Annotated in this window: 20 protein-coding genes; 14 read left to right on the forward strand and 6 right to left on the reverse strand. The window is 61.2% G+C overall.

What is annotated here, in order from left to right; all coding sequences use genetic code 11:
* The first annotated feature begins 92 nt into the window (after nucleotides 1-92).
* From H7A86_RS00675 to H7A86_RS00685, 4 genes are all read left to right on the forward strand, one after another.
* A complete protein-coding gene (locus H7A86_RS00675; protein ID WP_232099170.1) occupies nucleotides 93-4,739 on the forward strand; it encodes an RHS repeat-associated core domain-containing protein in 4,647 nt (1,548 codons plus the stop codon).
* The gene (locus H7A86_RS20835) at nucleotides 4,736-5,179 is read left to right on the forward strand and encodes a hypothetical protein (protein WP_232099172.1); all 444 of its coding nucleotides are present in this window, start codon (nucleotides 4,736-4,738) and stop codon (nucleotides 5,177-5,179) included. Before H7A86_RS00675 ends, H7A86_RS20835 begins: the two co-directional genes overlap by 4 nt.
* Nucleotides 5,180-5,331: 152 nt before the next feature.
* A complete protein-coding gene (locus H7A86_RS00680) occupies nucleotides 5,332-5,691 on the forward strand; it encodes a hypothetical protein (protein WP_147421287.1) in 360 nt (119 codons plus the stop codon).
* Between the two features lie 294 nt (nucleotides 5,692-5,985).
* Nucleotides 5,986-6,210 carry a hypothetical protein gene (locus H7A86_RS00685; RefSeq protein ID WP_119130084.1) on the forward strand — a complete coding sequence of 75 codons (225 nt, stop codon included), beginning with the start codon at nucleotides 5,986-5,988 and terminating at the stop codon, nucleotides 6,208-6,210.
* A 362-nt stretch (nucleotides 6,211-6,572) separates the two neighbouring features.
* Here the strand turns inward: H7A86_RS00685 and H7A86_RS00690 are convergent, their stop codons facing one another.
* Entirely contained in the window at nucleotides 6,573-6,818 is a 246-nt protein-coding gene (locus tag H7A86_RS00690) for a hypothetical protein (protein ID WP_180707986.1), read from the reverse strand.
* Between the two features lie 360 nt (nucleotides 6,819-7,178).
* On the opposite strand from H7A86_RS00690, the gene H7A86_RS00695 reads away from it, so the two are divergent.
* Nucleotides 7,179-7,805, forward strand: a complete 627-nt coding sequence (locus H7A86_RS00695) for a hypothetical protein (RefSeq protein ID WP_232099174.1) — start codon at nucleotides 7,179-7,181, stop codon at nucleotides 7,803-7,805.
* A gap of 67 nt (nucleotides 7,806-7,872) precedes the next feature.
* Here H7A86_RS00695 and H7A86_RS00700 read toward each other — a convergent pair whose 3' ends face one another.
* A complete protein-coding gene (locus tag H7A86_RS00700) occupies nucleotides 7,873-8,604 on the reverse strand; it encodes a carbon-nitrogen hydrolase family protein (protein WP_180707987.1) in 732 nt (243 codons plus the stop codon).
* 251 nt (nucleotides 8,605-8,855) lie between these two features.
* Between H7A86_RS00700 and H7A86_RS00705 the strand changes: the two genes are divergently transcribed.
* The 5 genes from H7A86_RS00705 (at nucleotide 8,856) to H7A86_RS00720 (ending at nucleotide 11,531) form a co-directional block, all read left to right on the forward strand.
* Entirely contained in the window at nucleotides 8,856-9,332 is a 477-nt protein-coding gene (locus tag H7A86_RS00705) for a DUF4262 domain-containing protein (protein ID WP_119130085.1), read from the forward strand.
* 156 nt (nucleotides 9,333-9,488) lie between these two features.
* Complete coding sequence (locus H7A86_RS00710; RefSeq protein ID WP_147421288.1) at nucleotides 9,489-9,914, forward strand: hypothetical protein; 426 nt, start codon at nucleotides 9,489-9,491, stop codon at nucleotides 9,912-9,914.
* Between the two features lie 42 nt (nucleotides 9,915-9,956).
* The gene (locus H7A86_RS20840) at nucleotides 9,957-10,382 is read left to right on the forward strand and encodes a hypothetical protein (RefSeq protein ID WP_119130087.1); all 426 of its coding nucleotides are present in this window, start codon (nucleotides 9,957-9,959) and stop codon (nucleotides 10,380-10,382) included.
* A gap of 63 nt (nucleotides 10,383-10,445) precedes the next feature.
* Entirely contained in the window at nucleotides 10,446-10,805 is a 360-nt protein-coding gene (locus tag H7A86_RS00715) for a hypothetical protein (protein WP_119130088.1), read from the forward strand.
* A gap of 288 nt (nucleotides 10,806-11,093) precedes the next feature.
* Nucleotides 11,094-11,531, forward strand: coding sequence for a hypothetical protein (locus H7A86_RS00720; protein WP_119130089.1), 438 nt, complete (start codon nucleotides 11,094-11,096; stop codon nucleotides 11,529-11,531).
* Between the two features lie 851 nt (nucleotides 11,532-12,382).
* On the opposite strand, the gene H7A86_RS00725 is transcribed toward H7A86_RS00720, so the two are convergent.
* Together H7A86_RS00725 and H7A86_RS00730 are read right to left on the reverse strand one after the other, a co-directional pair.
* On the reverse strand, nucleotides 12,383-13,639 hold the full coding sequence (locus H7A86_RS00725) for a hypothetical protein (RefSeq protein WP_232099176.1): 1,257 nt from the start codon (nucleotides 13,637-13,639) through the stop codon (nucleotides 12,383-12,385).
* Between the two features lie 337 nt (nucleotides 13,640-13,976).
* The gene (locus tag H7A86_RS00730) at nucleotides 13,977-14,645 is read right to left on the reverse strand and encodes a hypothetical protein (protein ID WP_119130091.1); all 669 of its coding nucleotides are present in this window, start codon (nucleotides 14,643-14,645) and stop codon (nucleotides 13,977-13,979) included.
* Between the two features lie 280 nt (nucleotides 14,646-14,925).
* Here H7A86_RS00730 and H7A86_RS00735 point away from each other — a divergent pair, with 280 nt between their 5' ends.
* A complete protein-coding gene (locus tag H7A86_RS00735) occupies nucleotides 14,926-15,546 on the forward strand; it encodes a DUF4142 domain-containing protein (RefSeq protein ID WP_119130092.1) in 621 nt (206 codons plus the stop codon).
* 77 nt (nucleotides 15,547-15,623) lie between these two features.
* Here the strand turns inward: H7A86_RS00735 and H7A86_RS00740 are convergent, their stop codons facing one another.
* A complete protein-coding gene (locus H7A86_RS00740) occupies nucleotides 15,624-15,923 on the reverse strand; it encodes a hypothetical protein (RefSeq protein ID WP_119130093.1) in 300 nt (99 codons plus the stop codon).
* A 340-nt stretch (nucleotides 15,924-16,263) separates the two neighbouring features.
* Entirely contained in the window at nucleotides 16,264-17,154 is an 891-nt protein-coding gene (locus H7A86_RS00745) for a hypothetical protein (RefSeq protein WP_119130094.1), read from the reverse strand.
* 350 nt (nucleotides 17,155-17,504) lie between these two features.
* Here H7A86_RS00745 and H7A86_RS00750 point away from each other — a divergent pair, with 350 nt between their 5' ends.
* Genes H7A86_RS00750 through glgB form a run of 3 tightly spaced genes read left to right on the forward strand, consistent with a single transcriptional unit; the run spans nucleotide 17,505 to nucleotide 26,163 of the window.
* Nucleotides 17,505-20,621, forward strand: a complete 3,117-nt coding sequence (locus H7A86_RS00750; RefSeq protein WP_119130095.1) for a maltotransferase domain-containing protein — start codon at nucleotides 17,505-17,507, stop codon at nucleotides 20,619-20,621.
* On the forward strand, nucleotides 20,618-23,968 hold the full coding sequence (gene treS, locus H7A86_RS00755) for a maltose alpha-D-glucosyltransferase (protein WP_119130096.1): 3,351 nt from the start codon (nucleotides 20,618-20,620) through the stop codon (nucleotides 23,966-23,968). The genes H7A86_RS00750 and treS overlap by 4 nt, the downstream gene beginning before the upstream one ends.
* Nucleotides 23,969-23,979: 11 nt before the next feature.
* Nucleotides 23,980-26,163 carry a 1,4-alpha-glucan branching protein GlgB gene (gene glgB / locus H7A86_RS00760; RefSeq protein ID WP_119130097.1) on the forward strand — a complete coding sequence of 728 codons (2,184 nt, stop codon included), beginning with the start codon at nucleotides 23,980-23,982 and terminating at the stop codon, nucleotides 26,161-26,163.
* Nucleotides 26,164-26,353 lie beyond the last annotated feature (190 nt).

A 26,353-nucleotide genomic window follows, 5' to 3' on the forward strand; every position in this document is an offset into this window, starting at 1 on the left:
TTCTGCGGGAGATGATAACGACGATTTTTTAGCTGCGGCATCTTGATGTCGTCTGCAGCATCGCCAGCTGCCAAAATTTGAAGGAATAGGACATGGAAGTTCTGAAGCCCCTGCGGCTGCGTCGTTACGCTTGCGCATTGTTGCTAAGCACTGTCTGCGGAGTCTGCGCGCAGGAGGTCAAGCAAGAATGGACGGTTGTTGCCAAGCACCCAGAAATTCCGACCACAACCGTTGGCGTTTTTGACAATCAACATCGTGCAATTGAGGCCATGGCGCAAATCGCTGGTCCCAGCGATGCACAGTATGCGTATGGTTTAGCTACGCATGTGAAAGAAACAAAAACAAACGAAGACCAGACAGTTACGCTCACGTACTGGCTTGGTAACGATCAACCTTCCGATCCCGAATGGAGTTACTCTGCACTAGGTAGCTCTTACGCAACTGAGGTCGAGATGGTTGCAGGTATTGAGTCCTTCTACACTCAATTTAACGAATGTGGCAAGGTTTCGCTGAAGCCAGCAACCGAATGGACGCCATATTCGGCGGAATTCGAGGGTCGTTTTGATTCAAAAAGTTTTGATGTTGTATCGAACGTAATTTATGACGATGGAACGTGCTTGCCCGTAAAGCACACCGGGTTCGGTACTCGCCAGCGCAGGCTATTTTGTCCTTTATATACGACCTGGAACGATGACTATCAAGCCTGTGTAAATCTGGAAATATTTGCTTACTTGACCGGGCCTTCTTTAGAGGATACGTGTTCGGTTGGTAATCCGTGCGATGTAAAGACTGGGGAAAAATCACAACCCGAACAGGATTTTGATCTTGGATGGATACGTCTCGTTCGAACGTTTCGGTCCTCGCAGGTTGGACGGCGATCGAACCTTGGGGCGGGCTGGTTCAACTCACATGAAGTCAGCGTTTCTGCAAGTGGCTCTTACGCAATACTTGCTGAAGGAAACGGGCTTCAACGCAATTTCAAATCGGTTGGAAATTCTTTTATTGCTTCTGATGGTTCTGGGGATCGGCTTGAGAAAATAGCCAATGGGTGGAGGCTTTTTAGGTCGGATACGGTTTCGGAATTTGATGCTACAGGCGCGTTGAGCTTGGTGTCGAAGGACGACGGTACTTATCTTCGATACACGTACGATCGATCCTCGAGGTTAGAATCGATCACGCACTCGACCGGCCGCAAGTTGGTTTTTAACTACGCTGATGGCTCCCGTTATGCCCAGCTTATTCGAGTTGCGCTGGACGGAGTTGCGTTGGCTACCTACGCTTACTCTGAAACTTTCCCGGACAGCGCGGTGCTGGAGAGCGTGACCTATGCGGACGGCCGGGTCAGGTCGTATCTGTATGAAGACGAGGATTTTTACCGTTTCCTGACCGGCGTGGTCGCGGAGGATGGAATGCGCTACAGCACATTCGTCTACAACGCTACGGGGCGTGTTGTGTCAAGCCAGCATCACGACGGCGCAGACGGTGTGACGCTTGATTACACCGATGGCGCCACCGTTGTAACCGACGCGTTGGGGAAACAGACAACATATACGCTGAGCCAGCGTTCCGCAGGTCCTAGAAAAATAGATGACATCACCGACAGCGCAGGCACGCTCAGCAGCGACTATTTGGACGCAAGTGTCGATTTTCGGCGGCGCTTGAGAGCTTCTACCGATCGTGCCGGGGTTGTCACGCAACACGCCTATGCCGAAGTTGCGGATGCTGGCGTGCCAATCAATGTGCATACTGTCACCGAGGCGGCTGGTTTACCCAGCCAGCGAATCACAAGTACGCGCACCACTGTCGACAGCAATCGATTGATTTCAGTTCAATCAAGTGACAAGAAAATAGGCTATGTCCGCAATGCGCGGTTGCAGCCGCAGCAAGTCATCACGACCGACGTCGCAAGTGGTCAGACTAGAGTTCTCAGTATGAACTACTGCGAGGCAGCCGATGTGGCTGCCGGTAGCGACTGTCCCGTGCTTGGCCTCCTGAAGTCCATCGATGGCCCGCGCACGGATATCGACGACCGTACGACCTACAACTATTACCCCATCGATGCCGCCGGGTGCGAGACCGGCACTGGACCGTGCCCATATCGCAAGGGCGACCTCAAGCAGACCATCAACGCCCGCGGCCAGATCCGCGAGAATCTGAGCTATGACGCAGCAGGCCGCGTTCTTTCTGCCATTGACGAAAACGGGGTGCTGACCGATTACAGCTACCACCCGCGTGGTTGGTTGGCATCGACCACGGTGCATGGCGCGACTTCCGCGCAAAATCGCGTCACCACGTTGGAATATTGGCCCACCGGCTTGGTCAAGCGCATCACACAGCCCGACGGCAGTTACGCCAGGTTTGTCTACGACCAAGCCCAACGCCTCACCGATGTCACCGATACGCTGGGCAACACGCTCCATTACGTGCTTGATAACGCCGGCAATCGTCTGGAGGAGCAGGCCAAGGACGCGCAAGGCGCACTCAAGCGCAGCCTGAGCCGTATTTACAACCAGTTGGGCCAATTGAAAACGCAGGCGGACGCAGCCGCAAATCCAACCGACTACGCCTACGATGCAAACGGCAACCTGCGTTTGATCACCGACGCATTTGGCCGTAGCACCCTGCAAGAGCACGATCCGCTCGGTCGGCTTGCGCGCACCTTGCAGGATGTCGATGGCATCAAGGCCGAAACCAATGTGGGTTACGACACGCAGGATCGCCCGTTGCAGGTCAAGGATGCCAAACGTCTGGACACGCGCTACACGTACAACGGCTTCGGCGATACCCTGAAGCTGACCAGCCCGGACACCGGCGTCACTAGCTATACCTACGACAGCGCCGGCAACCGCGCCACGCAGACCGATGCACGCGGCATCACGTCCACCTATGGCTACGACGCGCTCAACCGTGTCCTGAGCATCAGCTACCCAACCACCGCCTTCAATGTCAGCTACACCTATGACGTCACGCAGAGCGTGTGCGCCAGCGGTGAGACCTTCACCGTCGGGCGGCTGGCTAAGCTCCAGGATGGCAGCGGTACCACCCAATACTGCTACAACCGCTTCGGCGAGGTGGTGCGCAAGGTGCAGACGGTCAACGGCAAAGTGTTGGTGGTGCGCTACGACTACACACCGAGCGGACGCCTGCGGTCGATGGTCTACCCGGACGGCACCACGGTCGATTATGTCCGCAACGCGCAAGGCCAGACGACCGAGGTTGGGGTGACGGCACAAGGCGGCAGCCGCCAACGTCTGCTGAGCGAAGCGACCTACTATCCGTTCGGTCCATCCGCCGGCTGGACCTACGGCAACGGCCGCAAGTTGGCACGCATGTACGATCAGGATTACCGCCCCCAGAGCATTCAGGACAGCCACACAGGCGGCCTGGAGATTGGCTTCGGCTTCGACCCTGTTGGCGACCTCACTGACCTGACCCCGGCCGGTAACCCGACGCCAGAGCTTCAACTGACCTACGACGCGCTTGGTCGGCTGACCGCACTCAAGGATGGCAGTACAGGTACCGTGATCGACGGCTATAGCTACGATGGTACGGGTAACCGCGTGAGTGCCAAAGTCGGCGGCGCCACGCAGGTCTACACCTATCCAACGACCAACCACCGCTTGAGCGCAGTCGCAGGCGTGGCACGCACCTACGACAAGATGGGCAACACCCTCACCATCGGCGGCAAGGCACGCGAGTACCTGTACGACAACACCGGCCGCATGACCCAGGTCAAGCGCGCAGGTGTCGCGGTCATGAACTACCGCTACAACGGCCAAGGCGAGCAGGTACGTCGCTACCTGGGCACCACCAACACCTATACGCTCTACGACGAGGCCGGCCATTGGCTCGGCGACTACGACACCAATGGTGCACCCAAGCAACAAGCGATCTGGCTGGATGACCTGCCGGTGGGCCTATTGGCCAACGGTGGTCAACTGCACTATATCGAACCCGACCACCTAGGCAGCCCGCGTGTGGTCGTGGATGCCGACCGCGACGTTGCCGTGTGGAACTGGAGCCTGAAGGGCGAAGCCTTCGGCAACACCGCGCCCAACCAGGATCCGGATGGTGATGGCACCGCGATGGTGGTTGACATGCGTTTCCCGGGGCAGCGCTACGATGCGGCCAGCGGGTTCAATCAGAACTACTTCCGGGATTACGATGCGGCTACAGGTCGGTATGGGCAGAGTGATCCGATTGGTATAGCTTCTGACATAAGTACCTATTTATATGCCTCTGCAAATCCTTACGAAATGCTTGACCTATTAGGCCTGGAGTCAGTCGGATCTTTTAATAACGGAGGGCACAGACTCTCTTGGGAAGATGGCGTAAATCTTAGGGGCCCTGATTTTGTAAAAGTATCATTCAATTATGGTCCCGGTACCCTTTCCTTCACGCGGGGAAGGAATGGTCGAGTCTATATGAGCAAGGGGATGGCAAAGATATATCCCCATTCGATATCCGCAGGAATTTCAGCCAGCATGGGGTGGGTTAATGAGTGTGAAGGGCGTCCAAACGACGCTCAATTGAATAATCTTTTCACCGGTCCTGGATTGGCAGGGTTTGGAGCGTATGGACCACTCGGCGGGGCATATGGCTACTCACCTGGAGCTGGGTCTACCACCGAAATCGGAGTGGGTACAGGAGTTTCTATCACTAAAGGTCGCGGTACCGGTGGGTTTGGTGGTGAAAAAGGCGAGGTTATCAGTAACGATGGTTGGGGCTGGGAATGGTGAAAATACAAAATTACTTATTTTTTGCTGCCATTTTCGCTTGCGTAGCATACGGCATCTATTTGTCTTCAAAAAAGTCAAAAGCTACTGATCTTTCCGGAAAGCCTGGAATCAGTACGTTAGAAGCTGAAATCGACCCGTTTGAGCAGAGCTTTGGAGGGACACCCATAAATTTTTTTGATCGAGTCAGCGTTGCCGGCGCTCTGTCAAGTAACATTCATTTGAGTCCTGGGAAGGTTCCTCCATTAGCGAATTTTAGGAGCCTTGCATTAAAAACAGGGTGGATAGAGGTTGTACCTGCAAAATCACCGTATTCGATTAGCTACCGATTTTGCAAAAAGAGAATGATGCTTTTGCTTGAGCATTCTTACAAGTCTCACTGGATCTATGGGATTGAATGGGTTTCCGATGGAGAGGGAATTTATTACTGTAAATCGAGATAAATAGCTCGGCTGGAAATTCGCAGTCTCCGCCTGAGCGCAGTCACAGGCATGGCGCGCGCCTACGACAAGATGGCAACACCCTCCCCATTGGCGGCAAGCTTCGATCGCTTGAAGATGGAAGCTAGCGAACTCTTCATCAGCCAGGACCTGAGATGACTCCAGATGACTTTGTCATCGGGCTGAAGACCCAATGCGCGGACGCAGCCGTTCACGACTGCGTGGAACTTCTTAACGCCCCGCCGGGCCGCAGGCCCGAACAATCTTTGGTTAGCTTGTCCGTCTGGTATCGCGGTCTCGCTCCTGCCGACAAAGCCAACGTTGTCGCCGCATTACAAATCGCGGCCGATGCAACGCTGTTCGGCGTCTTGTGCGTTATCGACGGTGTTCGCGCTATCGAGGATCAATCAACCAAGTCCAAGTTCAGACTCACAGCCACATGCAACGGTTCAACGTCACTCATAGCGCCCGGACCCGAAGATCTTCATGCTCTTCTACAGACAGATTCTCTGTAAGAAACGAAGTGCGCCGCGCATATGCAGCAGACACTGTCTAGCTCTGGCGTAGCGCGCCGCAGGTGAGCTGGGCTGTACCTTACACAAGGCGATGAGACCACAAGAAGTGGGGTCAGGTTAATCTAATGAGTCGACTTGACCTCTCATCCCTTCATGGCGCATCCGCAATGCAAACGTGGTTGCCATTTTTATGCTGGACTCGATACCGTTGAATGATTGACCAAGAGCCCAGAGTGCGGGAATATCGTACGGTAGTAGTCTAACGCTCACTGCGGATTACAAAGGACTTCATGGATGAATAAGAAGATGCGCCCTTCTCTTGGTGGCCTGATCAATCCTTATAGCAAAATCGGACTCATATTATTGGCGGTGGCCGCATTGGTTTTCTTGAGGGGCCTAATCAAGGCTCCTTCGCTCAGCGATGAGATCCGGCAGTTGGTTGTCATTGGCCTTGCCGTGATGGGGGTCATCCTGTGCACGCTTGGCTTCCTTACGGTCAAGCAGCCTGATGGCAGATAGGCTCTGTCTAACTCTGACTTTGATAGATGTCCATTGACAATCTTCTATCAACGCAGCTTGCTATGAAAGTTGGCTTATGCCGCCTCATCTTAGTGTGCTGAGGTTTCTAACCCGCACGACATTGACCGAGCCAATGAAAAGCAAGAGAGCGATGGATGAGCAGGCGTTTAGCTATCGCGCCACGGGACTGGACTAGCTACCAGCGCATCTCTGCTCGGCGGCCAGCTGGCGGTGTCTAGCCCTCACACCGCGCGTGGTCGACATGCTACCCTAACCACCGCCATTCTGGCGGAAACGGAAAATCAGGTGACCCAGCCGACACCATTGCAAGTGGTGTCAGGGGCTTTCTTGCTGAGCCACGCTTAACGCAGGTCGCCCAGAGACAAGCACGTCATTTCAATCACTACCAGGGACGTATCCATCATGAAGCTACGTAGCATTGCCACCACTTTCGCATTGGCTGCAGCTTTAAGCCTTGGCTTGAGCGCCCCAGCGCGCGCCCAGGCGGGAGATCCTTGCTCGGTCTTTCTTTGCATGGCCAGCATGACCGCCCCAAGCAAGCCAGGAGGTCCTGCTTGTGCAGCGCCCATCGCCGTCTTCCATTCCATTCAGATATGGAGCCCCGCCTTCAACCCGTCAGCCACGGCGGCGGCACGCCGGACATATCTGATGACATGCCCGGGCGTGGTCCCAGTGAATCAGGCCACCTTGGAAGCCATCATCGCGCAGTGGGGCTACACGCCTTGACGTAAATTGCCCGCTGACTCAGAAATTTGCTTTTAAGTCAGCGGGAATGGCGCCACGCCCTGGTTTGCCATGCGCATCGCGCGAGGCCTTTCGATACCACTATGCTTCGACGAGATAAGTGGTGCCTGGCTCCTTCATCTCTCAAGATGATCGTGCGAGTCCGGCGCAACAGCGCTGGCGATGCCGTAAGACAACAGATATGCGTTTGATCTTATCTCCTGATGTTGCGTCGCGCCGCGGGCGGCGATTTCCAAGACCATGAGGAATTGACGGCAAACAGCACCTCGACGACGATCATTCGAGTCAATTCGTCTGGAGCTGCAATGCCGCCTGAAGTACAAGAACTGCAAGACGCCATTACGTCTATCCCTGGCATTACCGATGCAGCGGTGGACAAGGTGGATCTTTCTGATGTCACGGAAAGCGACTTCAGTCTTCTTCCGTATGCCGACCTGCCGCTCGGCGCGTTGAAGCGCACAAAGGGAGGCTTGGTCAACGAGCTTGCCATCTCCGTCAACTTTGGTATCACGCGCGATACGAAAGGCCTCAAGGCACTCGAGTTCCTTTCCTGGTGGGTACGCGATTCGGCGCGAGCAGGCGAGCCGATGCAGATCAGGAGCATCGCGCTTCCACCCATCGGCGATCAGTTTGGCACGTCACTTCGCTTTTGCATCGATTATTTTTACGCTGATCCTGAGCAGGATATCGGCAAGCTACTGTCCAAGGTAGGAACGTTGGCTGATGCGCTTAACAGCGCAAAGAGCCTATACCCGCAGGTCATTGCTTCCAGACAATGCGTTCACGCCGAACCCGCCTCCGCGGGTGACCTTACACGCCTACCGCCGTAGCAGGCGTCTGGGACGGCCGAGTGTCACCGCACAGATAGAGCCGCCTCCCATTAGTCTTGGCCGAACCTCAAACCAATCTGAAGACTCTCGCTTCTCCAGTCCCCGTGTCGTATGCCACCAATGCCTCCTTGAAGGCGTCAGCGCTGCACACGCATTCACCATCACTGCTCCAGATGGCAGACTGACCCGCTCCTAGGAAGGTGTCGGCGGGGCCTACACAGTTCGCCATCAAGACAGTCATGGAATGCGTTTTTGCAATCGTCGGATAATGGCTATAGGCCGATGTCACGCCTCTCTCGGATTTGGCCACGCTTGCCAGGTACACGCCAGCACCTGACGTTGCAGCTTGTTCCGCATGGCTTGCCTGCAGTGACTCGTAGCAAATGGCAGGCGCCAACACCTGATCTGCGTGTCTGAGAAAAAGCTGCTCATCACCGCCGGTGAAGAAGGGTAATTCGTCGGGGTGTAACTGCTGCTTGGAGTAGGTGGTGCGTGGCAACCCTGGTTGGAAGCAGAGCATGCTGATTTCGATGCCTTTCGCCCCCTTCGTGGGCGCACCAACGGCGATGAGCATGCCGTACCGGTCACTTGCCAGCTGAAATTGATCAAAGCGCTGATCAGTCGGGTGCACCGCCAGCGCCTGTGCCAGTGCTGGTTCGTAACCGGTGAGCGACAGCTCGGGAAAGACCAGCACATCGGCACCCTTGCTCGCAGCCAGGCGAATGACATCGAGGTGCTTACCGATGTTCTCTTCGATTCGGCCAGGCGTCGAAAGGATTTGCGCAGCTGTCAGCCTCATTGCCTGTCTCGTGTCCACGTGTTGGGGTTTGAGCGTAGCGGACTTCGAAAGGCGGGTAACCAGAACCTGCTTAAAGGACCAGGCCTGATGCCAGTCGAGGTACCACGCCACGCTGCACCAGCGAGCGTGCGTCGTTCCCCTGTGTATCCGGCGGGCTGTGCAGGCGAATTCCAGATTGACCTTACTTATCCGCTCGGCGAGGATAGTGCCGTACCGCACTTGGGCGGTCGGGTCGCAGTCAGGCACAAAGCATGGTTCGCAGCATTGGTGTAGACGAAAGTGAGCGGCAGCTGCTTGATGACGTTGCCGAATATGGATGGCATTGCATCCACATCATGGAGGAGGGCGAGCAGGTTGGGTACTCCTTCACCGTTGGCCTGTACCAGACGTTTGGACACCCGGAATTGATCATCTTCGGCTTGTCCTCAAGGGTATCGCACCAGATCCTCTCGATCGTTGCGGATGCGGCGCAAGCCGGAACACCGCTCGATCTATCACAACCAACAGATGCTCTAATTGGCCACTATTCCTGCTGTTTTGCCGAAGTGCCATTGTCGGAGTACTACGAGCATGTAGGTTTTGCACGCTGGTACTATCAGGGAGACGACTTTCCGCTTTACCAGATTGTGTGGCCGTCCAAGTCCGGCCTGTTTCCCTGGCACCCCCGGTCTAGTGCGGAGTTCCGCGCAGCCCAGCCGGTACTCGGCCAGGCCGCGAATGGCAACTGACAATCCTTCATCCAGGGCCGCTGGGTGGTCGTCGACGTGGCGGATGAAGACTGTCAGGCGATGGATTCGATCACCGATAGCAATTGCCGGCGACCAACGTATTGCCAGGCATTCGCGTTGCCGCATTCCCGTAGCAGGCAGGACCAGGACTGTAGTGTGGCTTCCGAAGATCTGAATGCCCTCTATAACGAGGCGCGTGGATTCGCCGAGTACATGCTGCTGGCACATGGCGAGTTCATTCCATTCGGTGTCTTGATGCGTCCAGATGGGACAATTGCTCAGGTGGCTGGTGACCTTGGGGTTGAACGTTCCGTATCGGCGGAGATGGTTGAGCTACTTCAAGCGTCCTTCTCGCAATCTGCCCGTCTTGGCGCCATCCGGGCCGCCTGCATCTGCATGGAGATGTCTGTGGTGCCACCCGGTCAAGAGGACAAGACGGATGCAATCTGTACGCGATTGGCGCACGTATCGGGCGAGACAGTCGAGGTCTTCGTACCGCACTCGCGTGATGCGCGTGGGGCGCTCCAGCTGGGCCAGCCATTCGCCACGGTCGGCGATGAGCTCACGCTTGTTGAGCGCTAAACTATCCAGGCGTGGCACAGATCTATTCAACGGGTGGGCAGCATGCTGAAAGTCGCCGTTCTCACTGCTTGCCTCGCCGTCACTGCGCCTGCCATGGCCATCTCATGCGGTAGGCAGAAATCCACGGCGCAGGCCTACTCCTCTGCTCAGCACGTGGTCTCTGCGCATGTCGAGAGGAGCTATGCGGCACCCGGTTTTGGTCGTGATGCTGTGCAGTTCGTCGAGCTTCGCGTGCTGAAGGTCTGGAAAGGTCAGCTGAAGCCAGGAGATCGTGTCCAGGCAACCGCGGAAGATTCAATCAATTTTGTCAGTGATGGGTTCGTTCCACTCTTGGGCTCCGATCTGTTGGTATACGCGAGCGGTTCCCAGCCTCTTATGCTGGGCAGTTGCTCAAGGACCGCACCACTGGAGACTACGCATGACCTACAGGCGCTGGAGGCGCTATCCAGGCGGTCGCATGGCAAGTAACGTGAGCGGCACTGCCTCCACGGCGACGGCGAGGTGACGCGCGCATTAGGTCCTTTGGAGCATATGGCCACTTACCCATCAGAGCCGGAACTTGTTCTCGCGCTCGACCACCACGATGGGTTGGTGCGGCAGTGTGCTGCCGGTGCGTTGTCGTTCGAAGCTTTCTGTGCAGCGTACGACAACTTTTACTGGGCATACGCGCTGGACGGGCATGAGTCCGACGCTACGGGCCAGGCGCTGCTAGGCCGGCTGGCAGCCCGCATAGCTCCACATCGCGCACTGGCCGAGACCGTTCTGGCTCATCTCCATCCCGAAGCCCCTGCGACTCATGCCAGCTATGGCAAGGCCGGCAGGCTCGGCACCGAGGAGGCCATGATGCGTCTCAAGCTTATCGCTGCTGGTCTCCTGTCTTGGAAAGACTGACAATTCATTCAAGCCGAACCCGCCTCGCGACGCGGTTCAATTCAGGAGCTCGTCCTTCATGACGTATCTGGCGACACTTTTATTGATATTCCTATCGCCTTCTGCCACCGCTGCCGTCCCCAAGCTTGGCTGGAGCGCGTGCCTGATTCGGCCGGCAGTTGGCGCGATCGGGCTGCGATTCCTGAAAGTGCGTTCTTTGAGGTTCCAGCGCCAATGTTATCGAACGCAGAAGCCTTCCGTCGCCACTGTGCGGGGCGACATACCTCTGATGTCAGGCGCCAAAAATACATGATCGCAATCGAGTTCGAGCCACCAAGCGTTTCCTACTGCGAGTGTTGCGGGAAAGAGACCATTCGCCTCACGCGTTTCGTTACAGATGACGGTAACGCGCACGCTGTTTACTACCTTCAGTACACCCCCTGGCACGAACCGGAGCATATGAGCGGTTTGATCAGCCTCGGCGAGTGGGGTGAATCGGCCTCGTCAGCAGATCGCCTTGCATTTCCGTTCCGCCTCTGGGCCACCGAGGGAATCTATAACGTCGGGCTCACCGATGCCGCAGAGTCGCCATGGTCCAAAGCAACATTTCTTGGGGCCGTGCTCGACCGGGCCCAGGCGCTGACGCATCCGTGGTGCAAGGAGGTGTTTCACATCACGGATCACATCACTAGCCAGGATCCGGAGGCAATTGCTTTTCTTGCTGGGAAGCATCAACGGAGCGCCTGACAACTCGCTCAGGTAGGAGTTGCCTCATTGCAGTGCCTACGTCCCAGCTATCACACCATGCTCGCCTGTCATCGCGTCCTACGTCATTGGCGCATCGTAAGTAGGGGTGAATCGAGATTTGCTGTACTTGCGGTGAGGAGAAAGCTTTGTCGTCTCCATACAGCAGATTGCAGGTTTCCTGGTAGGCAAAAGGGGCAAGGACTTCATGGCTTTCTGCGTCGATCAGGGACAATAGATAGTTATGGCATACAGGCCAAACCCGACTCGTTTCCTGCTCTGGCTAATTGCACTCGCAGGCGTAGTGGCCGGTTGCGTAGTGCTTGCGACCCATCGGCCGCCCCTGGTTACACCTGGCATCTGTAAGCCGCTACCTGCAGGCATCAAGAAGATGGGGCGAGCGCTTGCTCCTCCAGCGGCAGCTGCGGCGCTAGGTCTGCACAGTCTGGAGGAAGCTAGACTACTGCGCGCGATGCAGCCCGGCGACACCGTTCATGAGTTCGAGACGGAAGTGATGCGGGGGCACCTGATTATGCGGGGAAGGTGCTACATCGATCAGACCATTGGTTGGATACGCTGAGCGCCTGCACGTATTGCAGGTCTTGGGATTTGGCTGCGGCGAGAGATAAGAACGGACGCACCAGAGATGACTCCAAACGACTTTGTCAGTGTGCTAAAAACCGAATGCGCGGACGCTGCCGTTGACGATTGCGTTGAACCCCTCAGGGCCCCGCAGGGCGCTAGATTCGCTCAATCTCTGTGTAGCGTGTCCGGTCTTGATCCAGCTGATCAAGCTGCCAATGTGCATGGTTTTGGCACTAATAGCGCGGTTTTCGGGGCACCGAAGCAGGGACTCATTTATTGAGCACCTCGGTTGTCCATACCTGGTCGTAATCCGCGTTGTGCGCCTTGGTAAAACCGTGGGCATCGCTGAATCCATCATCGACCTTCTGGCCATCCTTGTAGATCACGTAATGGCGCCCGCCGGCAGCCTGGTCGCCGTGGTAATGCAGCTGCATCCGGTACACCAGCCTGCTCTCTTCTCCTGCTGGCGTCGCGTGCTGCTGTCCACCGCTGCCGGCTAATTGCTGTATCTGCAACAGCGGTGTGGTCTGCTGCGGATGGGCCACAACCCAGCGCCTGAAATTGGCCTGGTCCTGCGCTGACGCCTGCCCCGACGCTGGCCAGATGTAGAGAAACGTTGCCGGCGTACCGGGTGCCGTACTGGCCGCCGGGAGGTGCCACTCATAGACCTGGTGCTTGCCATCGGCTGTCGTCATCTCGAGCAGGCGGGCACTGGCTTGCAATGGGTTGCTGGCGGCGACCGGCAGTTCATTGATCGGCGCGAGGCTGGAGTTCGGTATGGCGCCCGCCAGTGCCAGCAGCAGGTCGCGCTGGTTTGTCACTTCCTGTTCGTTCAACGACAGCGAGCGCAGGTAGCGCGAACGCAGGCTGAAACGGTAGCGCGTTTCCTGCAGGGTGAATTCTCCCTCGACCCTGGAGGCTTCGTGCCAGTCGTGCCCAGGTGCCAGATTGACAGCGCCGTGCATGACGCAAAACCCCTGCTGGGATTGCACCGCTGGCGGGAACGGCGCTGCGCTGCTGGTGATCGATGCCAGGATGTCCTTGGTGCGCCGTTCGGTGATGTCCTGCAGGCGGCTGATGGCCGTCTTCTGGAAGCGAAAGGTCGTGCCGTCGCGATGGGCGAAGCCGGTGACCTGCACCACATTCGGGTCGAGCGGCAGCGCATCTTCCTCGTGTACGACGATGACCCTGCCATCGTCCTGCGCCAGCGTTTCCACGGGCTTGATCAGTTGGCGCACCCGGCCATTGCTGGCCGGTGCTTGCGCGGCCAGCAGGCGCTGCGCATAGCTGGTTGCGTCTTCGCGGTAGCTGTCGATGTCGCCCCAGTAAAACTGCGCGGAACTTCCCAGAAAGTGCAGGGGCACATTGGACGTCACGGCAAGCCGCCCGATGCAGTAATTTGCGTTGGCGGTAGTGTCCACCGATGGCGGCGGCGTGTTGGTGGTGGTGTTCGTGGTGCAAGCGGCAAGCAACGCCACGGAAAGAAACAGAAGTGCGCGCAGCGGGCGTGGGGCGGGACGTCTCAACGCAATTCCTTCAAAACAGCAATCGGCAATGATAGATGACGCCGGTCCACCTGGTGCGCCACCGCTGGCCAGGTGATCTGGCGCGTCCTGCTGCTTCCGTGCATTGGCCCGATTGCTAGGTCGAGCGAGCCGCATCCGTTCTGGCCGGTGCAGGCCAACGGAAACCGCACTGCGCCACCTCGCATCGGCTTTTATGCCGTAGTGATAGTGATGGCGTTCCTGCTTCCGTTGGGCGGGGGCGCTTGGGCCTGCGTTGGGGATGGGCCAGTGGTTGGAGGTCGCGCAACCAGGTGTGCGCCTTCCTCTGCGGGAGTGGCGCACAGGGTGCCCGCGCTTGCTATGGCTTCTTTCGATACACCCCACCAAAGGACACGTTCATTCCGCCGCATTCCAGGTTGTCGTCGGCCAGCAGCATGTCGCCCAGCAATTGCAGGCGCACCTTGCACGTGTTCTCGTTGACCTCGACGCGGTTGCCTTCTGGATAGCCGCGCGCGGTGACCGAACCGGTGTGCGGACCGCCCGGCGTCTGTTCCGGATCGGGATAGGCGCTGGGCCAGTACGCATCGCCGTTGACGGTGATGCTGCCGTCTGCGTTGGTGGTCAATTGCAGCGTGTTGTCGCCATAGTGCCAGTGGCCGTTCCACGCCTGCGGTGTGGGCGTGGCCGCGCTTGGTTGCATCTGCAGGCTGGACTGTGCAACCCAGCCGGCGGTGCCGCCTCCCTTGTTGGGATAGAGCACGCAGACATAGGCATTGCGGCGCTGCGCCGTCAGGACGATATCGTTCTTGACCACGTAGGCGCGCTCCTGGCATGCGGCCCCGCCCGTGTCCGGGCAGCCATCGGTGTCCTTGAGCAGATACAGGCGCGGCGGGATGACCTTGCCGAGGGAGAACGCCACCGGTGCGCTGGTGAACAACCCGTTGCGGCAGGTGGCATCGTCGCCGGCAGATGCGGCGTGGACCAACGGCGAAACGCCCAACAGGGCAAGCATCCAGGCCTTATGCATGGCAATCACTCCAAATGTGGCGCGGTAGTGTGCGCCAAACCGGGCCGTCTTTCAGCAGGAAAGTGTCACCACACGCTACGCATGCCCAGCCGCGCTGACCCACGTGCAGTTCCACGCCCGTGCGCAGGCGCGTGCCGCCGCATGCAGTGCGGTGCATGGTGCGGCGTTGTGTCTTCGCCCTGCAGCCCATGCTTGTGTCTGATTACCCCAGTGGACGTGTATGAGCCCTCTTCACCTGGGGAGGGCGATGCTGCTGTCTTCAATCGAAAGGGAGTGGAGCATGAAACAATCACTGTTGGTCCTGTCCATGGTCGCGGCGCTGGCGCTCGCTGGCTGCAAGCCGGATGCCGACAAGGAGGCCGCAGCGCCTGCCGCGTCCACCGAGCCGACGCCGACCGGTGGCGCGGCGACCCCGACCACGCCGCCTGTCGGCGAAGCCAGCCCGGCGCCGGAAGGCGCGGCACGCGCGAGCTCCGGAGACGACATCGCCCTGGGCCTGCTCGGGGCGGTGAACAACCACGAGATCGCCGCAGCGAAGCAGGCGCAGGACAAGAAGGTCACCGGCGCGGTGCTCGAGTACGCGAAGATGATGGAGAAGGAACACACCGAGAACCTGGAAAAGACCAAGGCGCTGGGGACGCTGGCCGAAACCCCGGACGTCAAGAAGCTGGAGAGCAAGGGCGAGCAGGACCTGTCCACGCTGGGCCAGAAGTCCGGCAAGGACTACGCGGCGGCCTACATCGATGCAATGATCGCCGGGCACAAGGACGCGCTGCAGTTGATCCAGACGCAGATGATGACGGTGGCGTCGACCGAGCCGGTCAAGCAGCACCTGACCGAGACCAAGACGCACGTCGAGCAGCACCTGGCGAAGGCGGAAGCCATCAAGAAGGCGATGTGAGCGTGGGCGTGGCAGGCCGCTGGTCTGCCACGCTCGGTCTGCAAGCGGCGAGTGAGCGACGTCGCCGTTTTCGAGCTTCAGGGACCCGAAAAGGGAATCAGGGAAAAAGCGATTCCTCCCACAACTGCCAACAGCGCCAGCACGCTAAGAATTATCGAATACAGACGCCTGGAAAAATTGGGGCGGCGCCGGATGGCCCGAAGAATGGCGATCGGAATCAATGCATAGGCCGCACAAAGGGCAATGAAGTACCAGTTGACCTGATAGGAGGAGCCCTTGCCCAGCGTGTTTCCGACTTGAAACAAGACCACTCCACCAACAAGCGACAGGAAAGAGCGGAGCGCGAATGCATTGGTGGTTCTTGTTTGAATGCTCATATCTTCACATCTCTACAATCTGGAATGTTGCCACAGCTGGGTGCCTTACCAATGCGATCTCCTCTTAACGCATCCATTGAACGTGATTGCTTCAGTACCAGTGTCATTGCAACGTTGCAATGACGTCAAACGCGCTGCGGTGCCACCACCCAGCAAAATCAGCGATGGCCACTAACCAGCGCTTTCCCACACTGTTTACATCATCGGGCCCGCCGTAATCGCCGAAGAGCAGGCTCGGGTTCACTTGATACGCGTGCCCGGACGTTGATCGAACGTTCTCTGGCGATGCGTTCGAGCCGACGTTGCGTTGCTGTAAACGCGATGGCAACCGGCTTTCCGCTCAGCGGCACCGATCAAAGGTTCTGACGCGCGTTTGCTCTGCAATGATCAGGCGATCTTCCATCTCGCTCAGGATGAAGACTGCAGGAACGTCCTTCTTCGGCGCGTTGGCAGACGCGGTGATGATGCGCCATGTCCATGGTGTGCGTGCCAGCAGGGTGACCGCGTTGGGCCAGAGGTCTTCACCCTTGCCGGTCATGTCATCCCAGCCGAACTGGATGAGGTGTTTGGGGTCCGCTGTCTCGGCGTTGCGGCAGGCGATCCCTGCGGTGACCCAGGCGCCTCGTAGCGGCTCAGGGAAATGGGCCTTGGGAACATGTGGTTCGTAGCTGCCAGCGCCGGTAATGCGCGCCAGGGCGCCTGGCTTCCAGGTGTAAGCCCAGCTGTAGCTGCCGGGGGCGGGACAGCGCTGCGATCCGTCCGGATTGGGTTGTTCCCGTTTGCAGATCGGGGAGCTTTCCTGCACGAGGAACACGACCTCGATGCGATTGCCTTGGACTGCAAGGCGCATCACTTCGCCAGGAATCTGCTCGCTGGCGTCTGGCGTATAACCGGTCCTGCGTGCCCTGATTTCCCATGCGTCGATTGGAGCGCTGACGTTGGGTGACTTCCCGGGTGAGTACTTGCGCAATACATCGATGCTGTTGGGGCAGTCGGAAGTGGAACCCGAGCAGTACGAAGAACTCAGATAGACGATCTCATCGACTCCATCCTTGTCCAGGTCGACAACCTGCACGAAGCCGGCGTAGTCCTCCTTGACGATGTCGTCGTTGACGCTGACATCTTGCCAGAGCCCGACGATCTCTCCGGCGCGGCTCGGGCTCAGCCTCTGATCCTTTGCCGTAGCAACCGTGGCGATGGCTAGCAGTGCCGCCATGACGTAGCTCCGCATCCTTGCGCTCCTTGCAGGTTGAGGCCCTAGCCTACAACGCCTGGGCGTTGGTCAGTGCTGCCTGAGCCCTCACCACTGCCGCGCTTGTTTGATTTTCGTCAATTCCACCGACACATGAAATTCGCAGCCGGGGTGCTTGACTGCATGGGTCAAGAATCGTTGCGGAGTTGCGCATGAGTGCAGTCACGGTGGGAAGGGTCGACCAGGGATCGGGTGGAGATGGGTCGATCCGGACGGGAGTTGGACTGGTGCGTCGTGAACGAGCGCCGGCGGATGTGCGGGGCGCGTCGGCCCGCATCGCTTTCTTCGTCACGGCGCGCGTATGCGCCGTGGTCGGCTGAGGGGGCGCTATGCGGATCTGTGTTCTCAACGAGGCAACCGGGGACCAAGCCGGGCTGGAGCAGCGCTGCAGGTCGGCGCGCGAGGCGGGCTTTGATCATGTGGTGCTCGCGCCGCCGTTTGCGCGCGACGCCCAGGGCCGGCTGAGTGAGGTGGCCGGTGCCAGCGAGGCCGACGCGCAGCGCCTGCGCGAGGTGGTGCAGGCCGCGCACCGCGCCGGCGTGAAGCTGCTGCTCGACGTGCGCCTGGACGAAGTGGGTGGCGACAGTGCGGTGGTACGCGACAACCCGCAGTGGTTCCGGGCGCGCAGCACGGCGGTGCCGGACCCGCGCCAGCCGCGCGCCATGCCCGAAGTGGCGGAGGCACGCTTCACCTATGCGCAGGAAGGTGCGGCGCTGGTGGAGTGGTGGAGTGCGCGCCTGCTGGAGTGGGCATCGCAGGGCGTGGCCGGCTTCCGCCTGTTGCAGCCGCAGCAGGTGCCGGCGCAGCGCTGGCGCGAGCTGATCGCACGCGTGCATGCGCAGGCGCCGGAGGTGGTGTTTGCAGCCTGGACGCCGGGCCTGGGCATCGAGGCCCTGCAGCAGCTGGCCGGTGCCGGCTTCGATGCGGCGTTCTCCTCGCTTGCCTGGTGGGACGGCCGCGGTAGCTGGTTCTTCGACGAAGACACCGCATTGCGCGCATTGGCGTCGCAGGTGGTCGCGGTGGTGGGCGCGCCCGAAGGCAAGCCTGCGGCCGCTGCCGGGCAGCACTGGCAGCTGGCCCAGGCCCTGGGCGGGGCTTGGTTGCTGGACGAGGCGCAGCTGGAGACGTTGCCGTTGTCGATCAGGGCGCGCGACGGCGTGCCGCCCAGCAATGCCGGCCTGCGCTTGCGCCCGCTGCTGCGCGAGGGCACCGGCCTGACGGCGGTGGCCATCGAGCCATTGGGTGGCTTGCCGTCGCTGCTGCTGATCAATGGCGATGCCGATCATGTGGTGCCGGTCCCGGCGCCGGACCTGTTGCGCCTGCTTGGTGATGCCGAAGCGCTGGTAGGCGAAGACGGCAGCACGCTCTCCGGTGCGACGCTGGAAGCATTGGAGCCGGGCGAGGTCCGGGTGTACCGCAGCGTGCCGGCGCGGCATGTGCTGGCGGTGCCGCGCATGCGCCCGCGCGCGCAGACCGCAGCCGCCTGGCCGCGCGTGTGCATCGAGTCGGTGACGCCGTCGGTCGATAACGGCCGTTTCCCGGTCAAGCGCACCGTGGGCGACCGCATCTGCGTGGAAGCCGATGCGTTCTGCGACGGGCACGACCGTATCGCGGTGGCGGTGCTGTGGCGCCCGGCCGATGCCAAGACCTGGGCCAGTGCGCCGATGCGTGCGCTGGGCAACGATCGCTGGCGCGCGGAGTTCCCGCTCGAGCGCATCGGTACCTATGAATTCCGCGTCGAAGGTTGGCGCGATGTATTTGCCACCTTGCATGCGGATCTGGAAAAGAAGCGTGCCGCCAACACGGTGCTGCCGGTGGATGTGCAGGAAGCGGTGGCCGTGGTGCAGGCTGCGCACGCACGCAGCACCGGTGCGTTGGCCGAGCGCCTGCAGGCCATCCTGACCCGCATCGGTGCGCAGAGCGAGCCGCTGCAGCAGCTGGCGATCGTGCTGGAGCCGGATACCGCGCAGGCAATGGCAGCGGCCGACGACAAGCCGTTCCGCTCCGAAACCCCGATGACCTTCCGGGTGGAGTCGGAGCGGCGCGCGGCGCACTTTGCCAGCTGGTACGAATTGTTCCCGCGCTCGCAAAGCGGCGATCCGCAGCGGCACGGCACCTTCGACGATGTGATCAAGCGGCTGGCGCATATCCGCGCGATGAACTTCGACGTGCTGTACATGCCGCCGATCCATCCGATTGGGTTGAATAACCGCAAGGGCCGCAACAACTCGGTCACTGCGGTCGATGGCGAGCCGGGTAGCCCGTATGCAATCGGTGCCAGCGATGGCGGGCACACCGAGGTGCATGCCGAGCTCGGCGGGCTGGACGGTTTCCGCCGCCTGATCCAGGCCGCGCGTGCACATGGGCTGGAGGTGGCGCTGGATTTCGCCATCCAGTGCGCGCCGGATCACCCGTGGTTGAAGGACCACAAGGACTGGTTCACCTGGCGCGCGGATGGCTCGATTCCGTATGCGGAGAACCCGCCGAAGAAATACCAGGACATCGTCAACGTCGATTTCTACGCCAGCGGTGCGGTGCCGGATCTGTGGAACACGCTGCGCGATGCGGTGCTGTTCTGGGTCAACGAGGGGGTGACGCTGTTCCGCGTCGACAACCCGCATACCAAGCCGTTCCCGTTCTGGGAATGGTTGATTGCCGACATCCGCGGGCGCCGGCCGGACGTGGTGTTCCTGTCGGAGGCCTTCACCCGGCCGAAGATGATGTACCGGCTGGCCAAGTGCGGCTTCTCGCAGTCCTATACCTACTTCACCTGGCGCAACCACAAGCACGAGCTGCAGGAGTACGTGGAAGAGTTGAACCAGGGCGTGCCACGCGAATGCTTCCGCCCGCATTTCTTCGTCAACACGCCGGACATCAATCCGCTGTTCCTGCAGACCAGCGGGCGCAACGGCCACCTGATCCGCGCCGCGCTGGCAACCACGCTGTCGGGGCTGTGGGGCATGTACCAGGGCTTCGAGCTGTGCGAGGCCACGCCGCTGGCGCCGGGCAAAGAAGAGTATCTGGACTCGGAGAAGTTCCAGCTGCGTGCCTGGCCCGAGCGTGCGCCCGGCGACATCGTCGATGAGATTACCCGCTTCAACCAGCTGCGCCGCATGCATCCGGAACTGCAGTCGCACCTGGGCACGCGCTTCTACCAGGCGCACAACGACCAGGTGCTGTACTTCGGCAAGTTCCTGGATGCCGGCTACCTGTCGCGCAGCCGCAGCATGGTGCTGGTGGCGATCAACCTGGACCCGCAGGCGGGCCAGGACGCGGACATCGAAATTCCACTGTGGGAGTTGGGCCTGCCCGATCACGCCAGCGTGGCGGTGGACGACCTGTGGGACGGCCATCGCTTCACATGGCAAGGCAAGTATCAACACATCCGTTTAGAGGCGACGCGGCCGTTCGCGTTATGGCGCATCCGCGCAGGAGAGGTCGCATGAATGCAGTCCCATCGTTACAAGCCGACGCGGAACAGTCCGCGGTGGTGGCAGATCAGCTTTGGTACAAAGACGCGATCATTTACCAGGTGCACGTCAAGTCGTTCTTCGACTCCAATGACGATGGCATCGGCGATTTCCCGGGGCTGATTTCCAAGCTGGATTACATCGCCGAACTCGGCGTTGACACGATCTGGCTGCTGCCGTTCTACCCCAGCCCGCGCCGCGACGACGGCTACGACATCGCCGAATACATGGCGGTGCATCCGGACTACGGCAGCATCGAGGATTTCGAGCAGCTGGTGGCGCAGGCGCATGCACGCGGCATCCGCATCGTCACCGAGCTGGTGATCAACCACACCTCCGACCAGCACCCGTGGTTCCAGCGCGCACGCACTGCGCCGGCCGGCTCGCCGGAGCGCGACTTCTACGTCTGGTCGGACACCGACCAGGAATACGAAGGCACGCGGATCATCTTCTGCGACACCGAAAAGTCCAACTGGACCTGGGACCCGGTGGCCGGGCAGTACTTCTGGCACCGGTTCTATTCGCACCAGCCGGACCTGAACTTCGACAACCCCGCGGTGCTGGAAGCGGTGCTGGAAGTGATGCGCTTCTGGCTGGACCGTGGCGTGGACGGGCTGCGTCTGGATGCGGTGCCGTACCTGATCGAGCGCTCCGGCACCTCCAACGAGAACCTGCCGGAAACCCACGCGATCCTGCGCAAGATCCGCGCCACGCTGGATGCCGAGTACCCGGACCGCATGCTGCTGGCCGAGGCCAACATGTGGCCGGAAGACACCCAGCAGTACTTCGGCCAGAACGCCGACGAATGCCATATGGCGTTCCACTTCCCGCTGATGCCGCGTATGTACATGGCGATCGCGCGCGAAGACCGCTTCCCGATCACCGACATCATGCGCCAGACCCCGGAAATTCCGGAGAGCTGCCAGTGGGCGATCTTCCTGCGCAACCACGATGAGCTGACGCTGGAAATGGTCACCGATTCGGAGCGCGATTACCTGTGGCAGACCTATGCCGCCGACCGCCGCGCGCGTATCAACCTGGGCATCCGGCGCCGGCTGGCGCCGCTGCTGGAGCGCGACCGCCGCCGCATCGAATTGATGACCTCCCTGTTGCTGACCATGCCCGGCACGCCGGTGCTGTACTACGGCGACGAGATCGGCATGGGCGACAACATCCATCTGGGCGACCGCGATGGTGTGCGCACGCCGATGCAATGGTCGATCGACCGCAATGGCGGCTTCTCGCGCGCCGACCCGGCGCAGCTGGTGCTGCCGCCGGTGATGGACCCGCTGTACGGCTTCCAGGCCGTCAATGTGGAAGCGCAGATCCGCGACCAGCATTCGCTGCTGACCTGGACCCGCCGCGTGCTCAGCGTGCGCAAGCGCTACCAGGCCTTCGGCCGCGGCACCCTGCGCTTCCTGTACCCGGGCAACCGCCGCATGCTGGCCTACCTGCGGTGCTACCAGGACGAGACGGTGCTGTGCGTGGCCAACCTGTCGCACACGCTGCAGGCGGTGGAGTTGGACCTGTCCGAATTCGAGGGCCGCGTGCCGGTGGACATCATCGGCGGCGGCAGCTTCCCGCCGGTTGGCCGGCTGACCTACCTGCTCACGGTGCCGCCGTTCGGCTTCTACGCGTTCCAGCTGGTCAGCGAAGGCACCTTGCCGGATTGGCATGTGCCCAGCCCGGTGCCGTTGCCGGATTACCGCACGCTGGTGCTGCGCAGCGATACCGACGAAAGCAACGCATTGCTGCCGCATCTGTCCACGCTGGAAGCGGAAATCCTGCCGGCCTGGTTGTCGGCACGGCGCTGGTTCTCGGCCAAGGACCAGGCACTGAAGCACGTGCGCATCTCGCGGCGCACACCACTGCCGGGCAATGAGCCGATGAGCCTGCTGGAGCTGGACGTGGAGCTGGAAGACGGCCGCCACGAGAGCTACATGCTGCCGATCGGCATCGTGTGGGAGCGCGACCAACCCAGCACGCTGGCCGAGCAGCTGGCGCTGGCGCGTGTGCGCCAGGGCCGCGAGGTGGGGTATCTCACCGATGCCTTCGCACTCAAGCCGATGGTGCGCGGGGTGATCGACGCCTTGCGCGACAACGCCGCGCTGGACTTCTGCGATGGCGACGATGCCTCGCAGCAGGGCCAGGTGCGCTTCGAGGCGACCCCGGCGCTGGCCACGCTGGACATTCCGCAGGATCCGGAGATCCGCTGGCTGTCGGCCGAGCAGAGCAACAGCTCGCTGGTGGTTGCCGACAAGGCGGTGTTCAAGCTGCTGCGGCACGTAGCCAATGGTGCCAACCCGGAGATCGAGATCGGCCGTCGCCTGACCGAGATGGGCTATGCCAATGCCGCGCCCTTGCTGGGCAGCGTCAGCCGCATCGATACGCAGGGCACCATCACCACGATCGCGCTGCTGCAGGGCTTCATCCGCAACCAGGGCGATGCCTGGCGCTGGACGCTGGACCATCTGGCGCGCAGCTTCGACGAGTACGCCACCGCGCAGACCGACGAATCGCGCGCCGAAGCCATCGCCGGGTACGACGCCTTCGCCGCAGTGGTCGGCAAACGCCTGGCCGAGTTGCACGAGGCCTTGTCGCGCGACACCGACGATGCCGACTTCGCCCCGCAGCGCATCGACCTGCCGACCGCCAACGATGTGGTGGCCGGCGTCGCCCGCCAGGTCGAGGAGATGTGGGACACGGTCACCACGCGTCTGGCCGGCACCGATGACGCCACCGAACGCGAAGCGCTGCAGGCGGTGCTGGCCGAGCGCCCGCAGCTGGATGCCTTGCTCGCCCAGGCGCCGAGCGTGCTGGCCGATTCCCTGCTGACCCGCGTGCACGGCGACTTCCACCTGGGCCAGATCCTGGTGGCCTTCGACGATGTGGTGCTGATCGACTTCGAAGGCGAGCCGGCCAAGCCGCTGTCCGAACGGCGCGCCAAGGCCAGCCCGCTGCGCGATGTGGCCGGCTTCCTGCGCTCGCTCGACTACGCCAGCGAAGTGTCGGCACGTGGCGAGGAAGGCACCGCCGCACGCGCGGGCGTGGGCGTGGACACGCATCTGGACGAGTTCCTGGTGCAGTTCCGCCGCCGTTCCACACAGGCGTTTCTGGATGCGTACCATGCCGTGCTCGATGCCAGCACGCACCCGTGGATCGCACCTGCAGCGTTCAATGCGGCCACCTTGCTGTTCCTGGTGGAGAAGGCCTGTTACGAGGTGCGTTACGAGGCCGCCAATCGCCCCGGCTGGTTGATGGTGCCGATCGAGGGCTTGCGACGCATCCTGCACCGCGCGCGCGCTGGTGCGGGAGACACATGATGAGTGGAGTGATGACAGCAGTGACCAATCGATGGGATCCCGGCGCGACCCGCGCCCTGGCCGAGGCACGCCATGGCGATGCATTCGCCATTCTTGGCGCGCACCCGACCGATAGCGGTCGGGTGCTGCGCACCTATCAACCGGGTGCCGACTACGTCAATGCCGTGCTCGACGATGGCCAGGTCATCGCGCTGGACGCGGGCCCGGAGCCGGGCCTGTTTGCCGGCGCGTTGCCGGCGCAGGGCGGGTATCGCCTGCGCATCGGCTGGCCCGGCGGCGAGCAGGACACCGCCGACCCGTATGCGTTCGGCCCGCAGCTCAGCGACTTCGACCTGCATCTGATCAGCGAAGGCCATCACCTGCAGCTGGCCGATGCACTCGGCGCCAACGTGATCGAGGTCGATGGCGTACGCGGCACGCGCTTTGCGGTGTGGGCGCCCAATGCCACGCGCGTGGCGGTGGTGGGCGACTTCAACAGCTGGGACGCACGCCGGCATCCGATGCGGCTGCGGCACCAGTCCGGCGTGTGGGAGCTGTTCGTGCCCGACGTCGGCCCGGGGGCGCACTACAAGTACCAGCTGCGCGGCCCGCATGGGAATGAGTTGCCGGCCAAGGCCGACCCGGTGGCGCGGCGTGCCGAGCTGGCACCGGGCACCGCCTCGATCGTGGCCGACCCCACCCCGCACCAGTGGAGTGATGACGGCTGGATGGCCACGCGCGCGCGCCGTCAGGCGCACGACGCACCGATGAGCATCTACGAGATCCATGCCGGTTCCTGGCTGCGCCAGGAAGGCGTGGACCTGGACTGGGATGGACTGGCCGACCGCCTGATTCCGTACGTGGCGGACATGGGCTTCACCCATGTCGAGCTGATGCCGGTGACCGAGCATCCGTTCGGCGGCTCGTGGGGCTACCAGCCCCTGGGCCTGTTCGCGCCGACTGCGCGCTTTGGCTCGCCGGATGGCTTTGCCCGCTTCGTCGATCGCTGCCACCGCGAAGGCATCGGCGTGATCGTCGACTGGGTGCCGGCGCATTTCCCCACCGATGCCCACGGCCTGGCCCATTTCGACGGCACCGCGCTGTACGAACATGCCGACCCGCGCGAAGGCTTCCATCGCGACTGGAATACGCTGATCTACAACCACGGGCGGCGCGAGGTGTCCGGGTTCCTGATCGCCAGTGCGCTGGAGTTCCTGCAGCGCTTCCACGTCGACGGCCTGCGCGTGGATGCGGTGGCCTCGATGCTGTACCGCGACTACAGCCGCAATGCCGGCGAGTGGGTGCCCAACATCCATGGCGGGCGCGAGAACTACGAGACCATCGCCTTCCTGCGCCGGCTCAACGAAGTGGTGCGCGAGCACACCCCGGGCGCGGTGATGATTGCCGAGGAATCCACCGCATTCCCCGGCGTCACTGCCGATGTGGCGCATGGCGGCCTGGGCTTCCACTACAAGTGGAACATGGGCTGGATGCACGACACCCTGCATTACGCCGCGCTGGATCCGATCTACCGCCGTTACCACCATGGCGAGCTGACCTTCAGCATGGTCTATGCGTATTCGGAGCGCTTCGTGCTGCCGATCTCGCACGACGAAGTGGTGCACGGCAAGGGCTCGTTGCTGGGCCGCATGCCGGGCGACGACTGGCAGCGTTTTGCCAACCTGCGCGCCTACCTGGGTTACATGTTCACCCACCCGGGGCGCAAGTTGCTGTTCATGGGCTGCGAGTTCGGACAGCCCACCGAGTGGAACCACGACGGCGGCATCCCCTGGCATCTGCTGGACGACCCGCGCCATCGCGGCGTGCAGACCCTGGTGCGTGACTTGAACCGGCTGTATGTCGAATACCCCGCGCTGCACGCGCAGGATGACGACCCGGCCGGGTTTGCGTGGGTGGTGGGCGATGACGCGGCCAACAGCGTGGTCGCGTTCCTGCGCAAGGGCAAGCGCGGCGACGCCCCGGTGCTGGTGGTGATCAACTTCACCCCGATCGTGCAGCACGGCTACCGCATCGGCGTGCCGCAGGGCGGTCAGTGGCGCGAGGTGTTCAACAGCGATGCCGGTATCTATGGCGGCGCGAACCTGGGCAATGGCGGTGTGGTGGGCGCCGAGCAGCAGTCCATGCATGGCCATGCGCAATCCCTGCCGCTGCTGTTGCCGCCGCTGGGCGTCATCGTGCTGACGCCGCAGGGCTGATGCAACACCCACGGCGCCGGACGGCTAGTCCGGCGCCGTGGCACCTGTTAGATTGCGCGCCACAGAGTGGTGAGACCTTGTTGCGTGCGCCTGTCGGGCGGCGCAGCTGGGTGTCGACCACTGATATCAGGCGGCCCGGGGAGGGCTGCCGGGCACAGCCGCCGCCATGCCTTCCGTCGATCTCGTTACG

Origin of the sequence: Xanthomonas euroxanthea (assembly GCF_903989455.1) — a bacterium.
Taxonomy (GTDB): Bacteria; Pseudomonadota; Gammaproteobacteria; order Xanthomonadales; family Xanthomonadaceae; genus Xanthomonas; species Xanthomonas euroxanthea.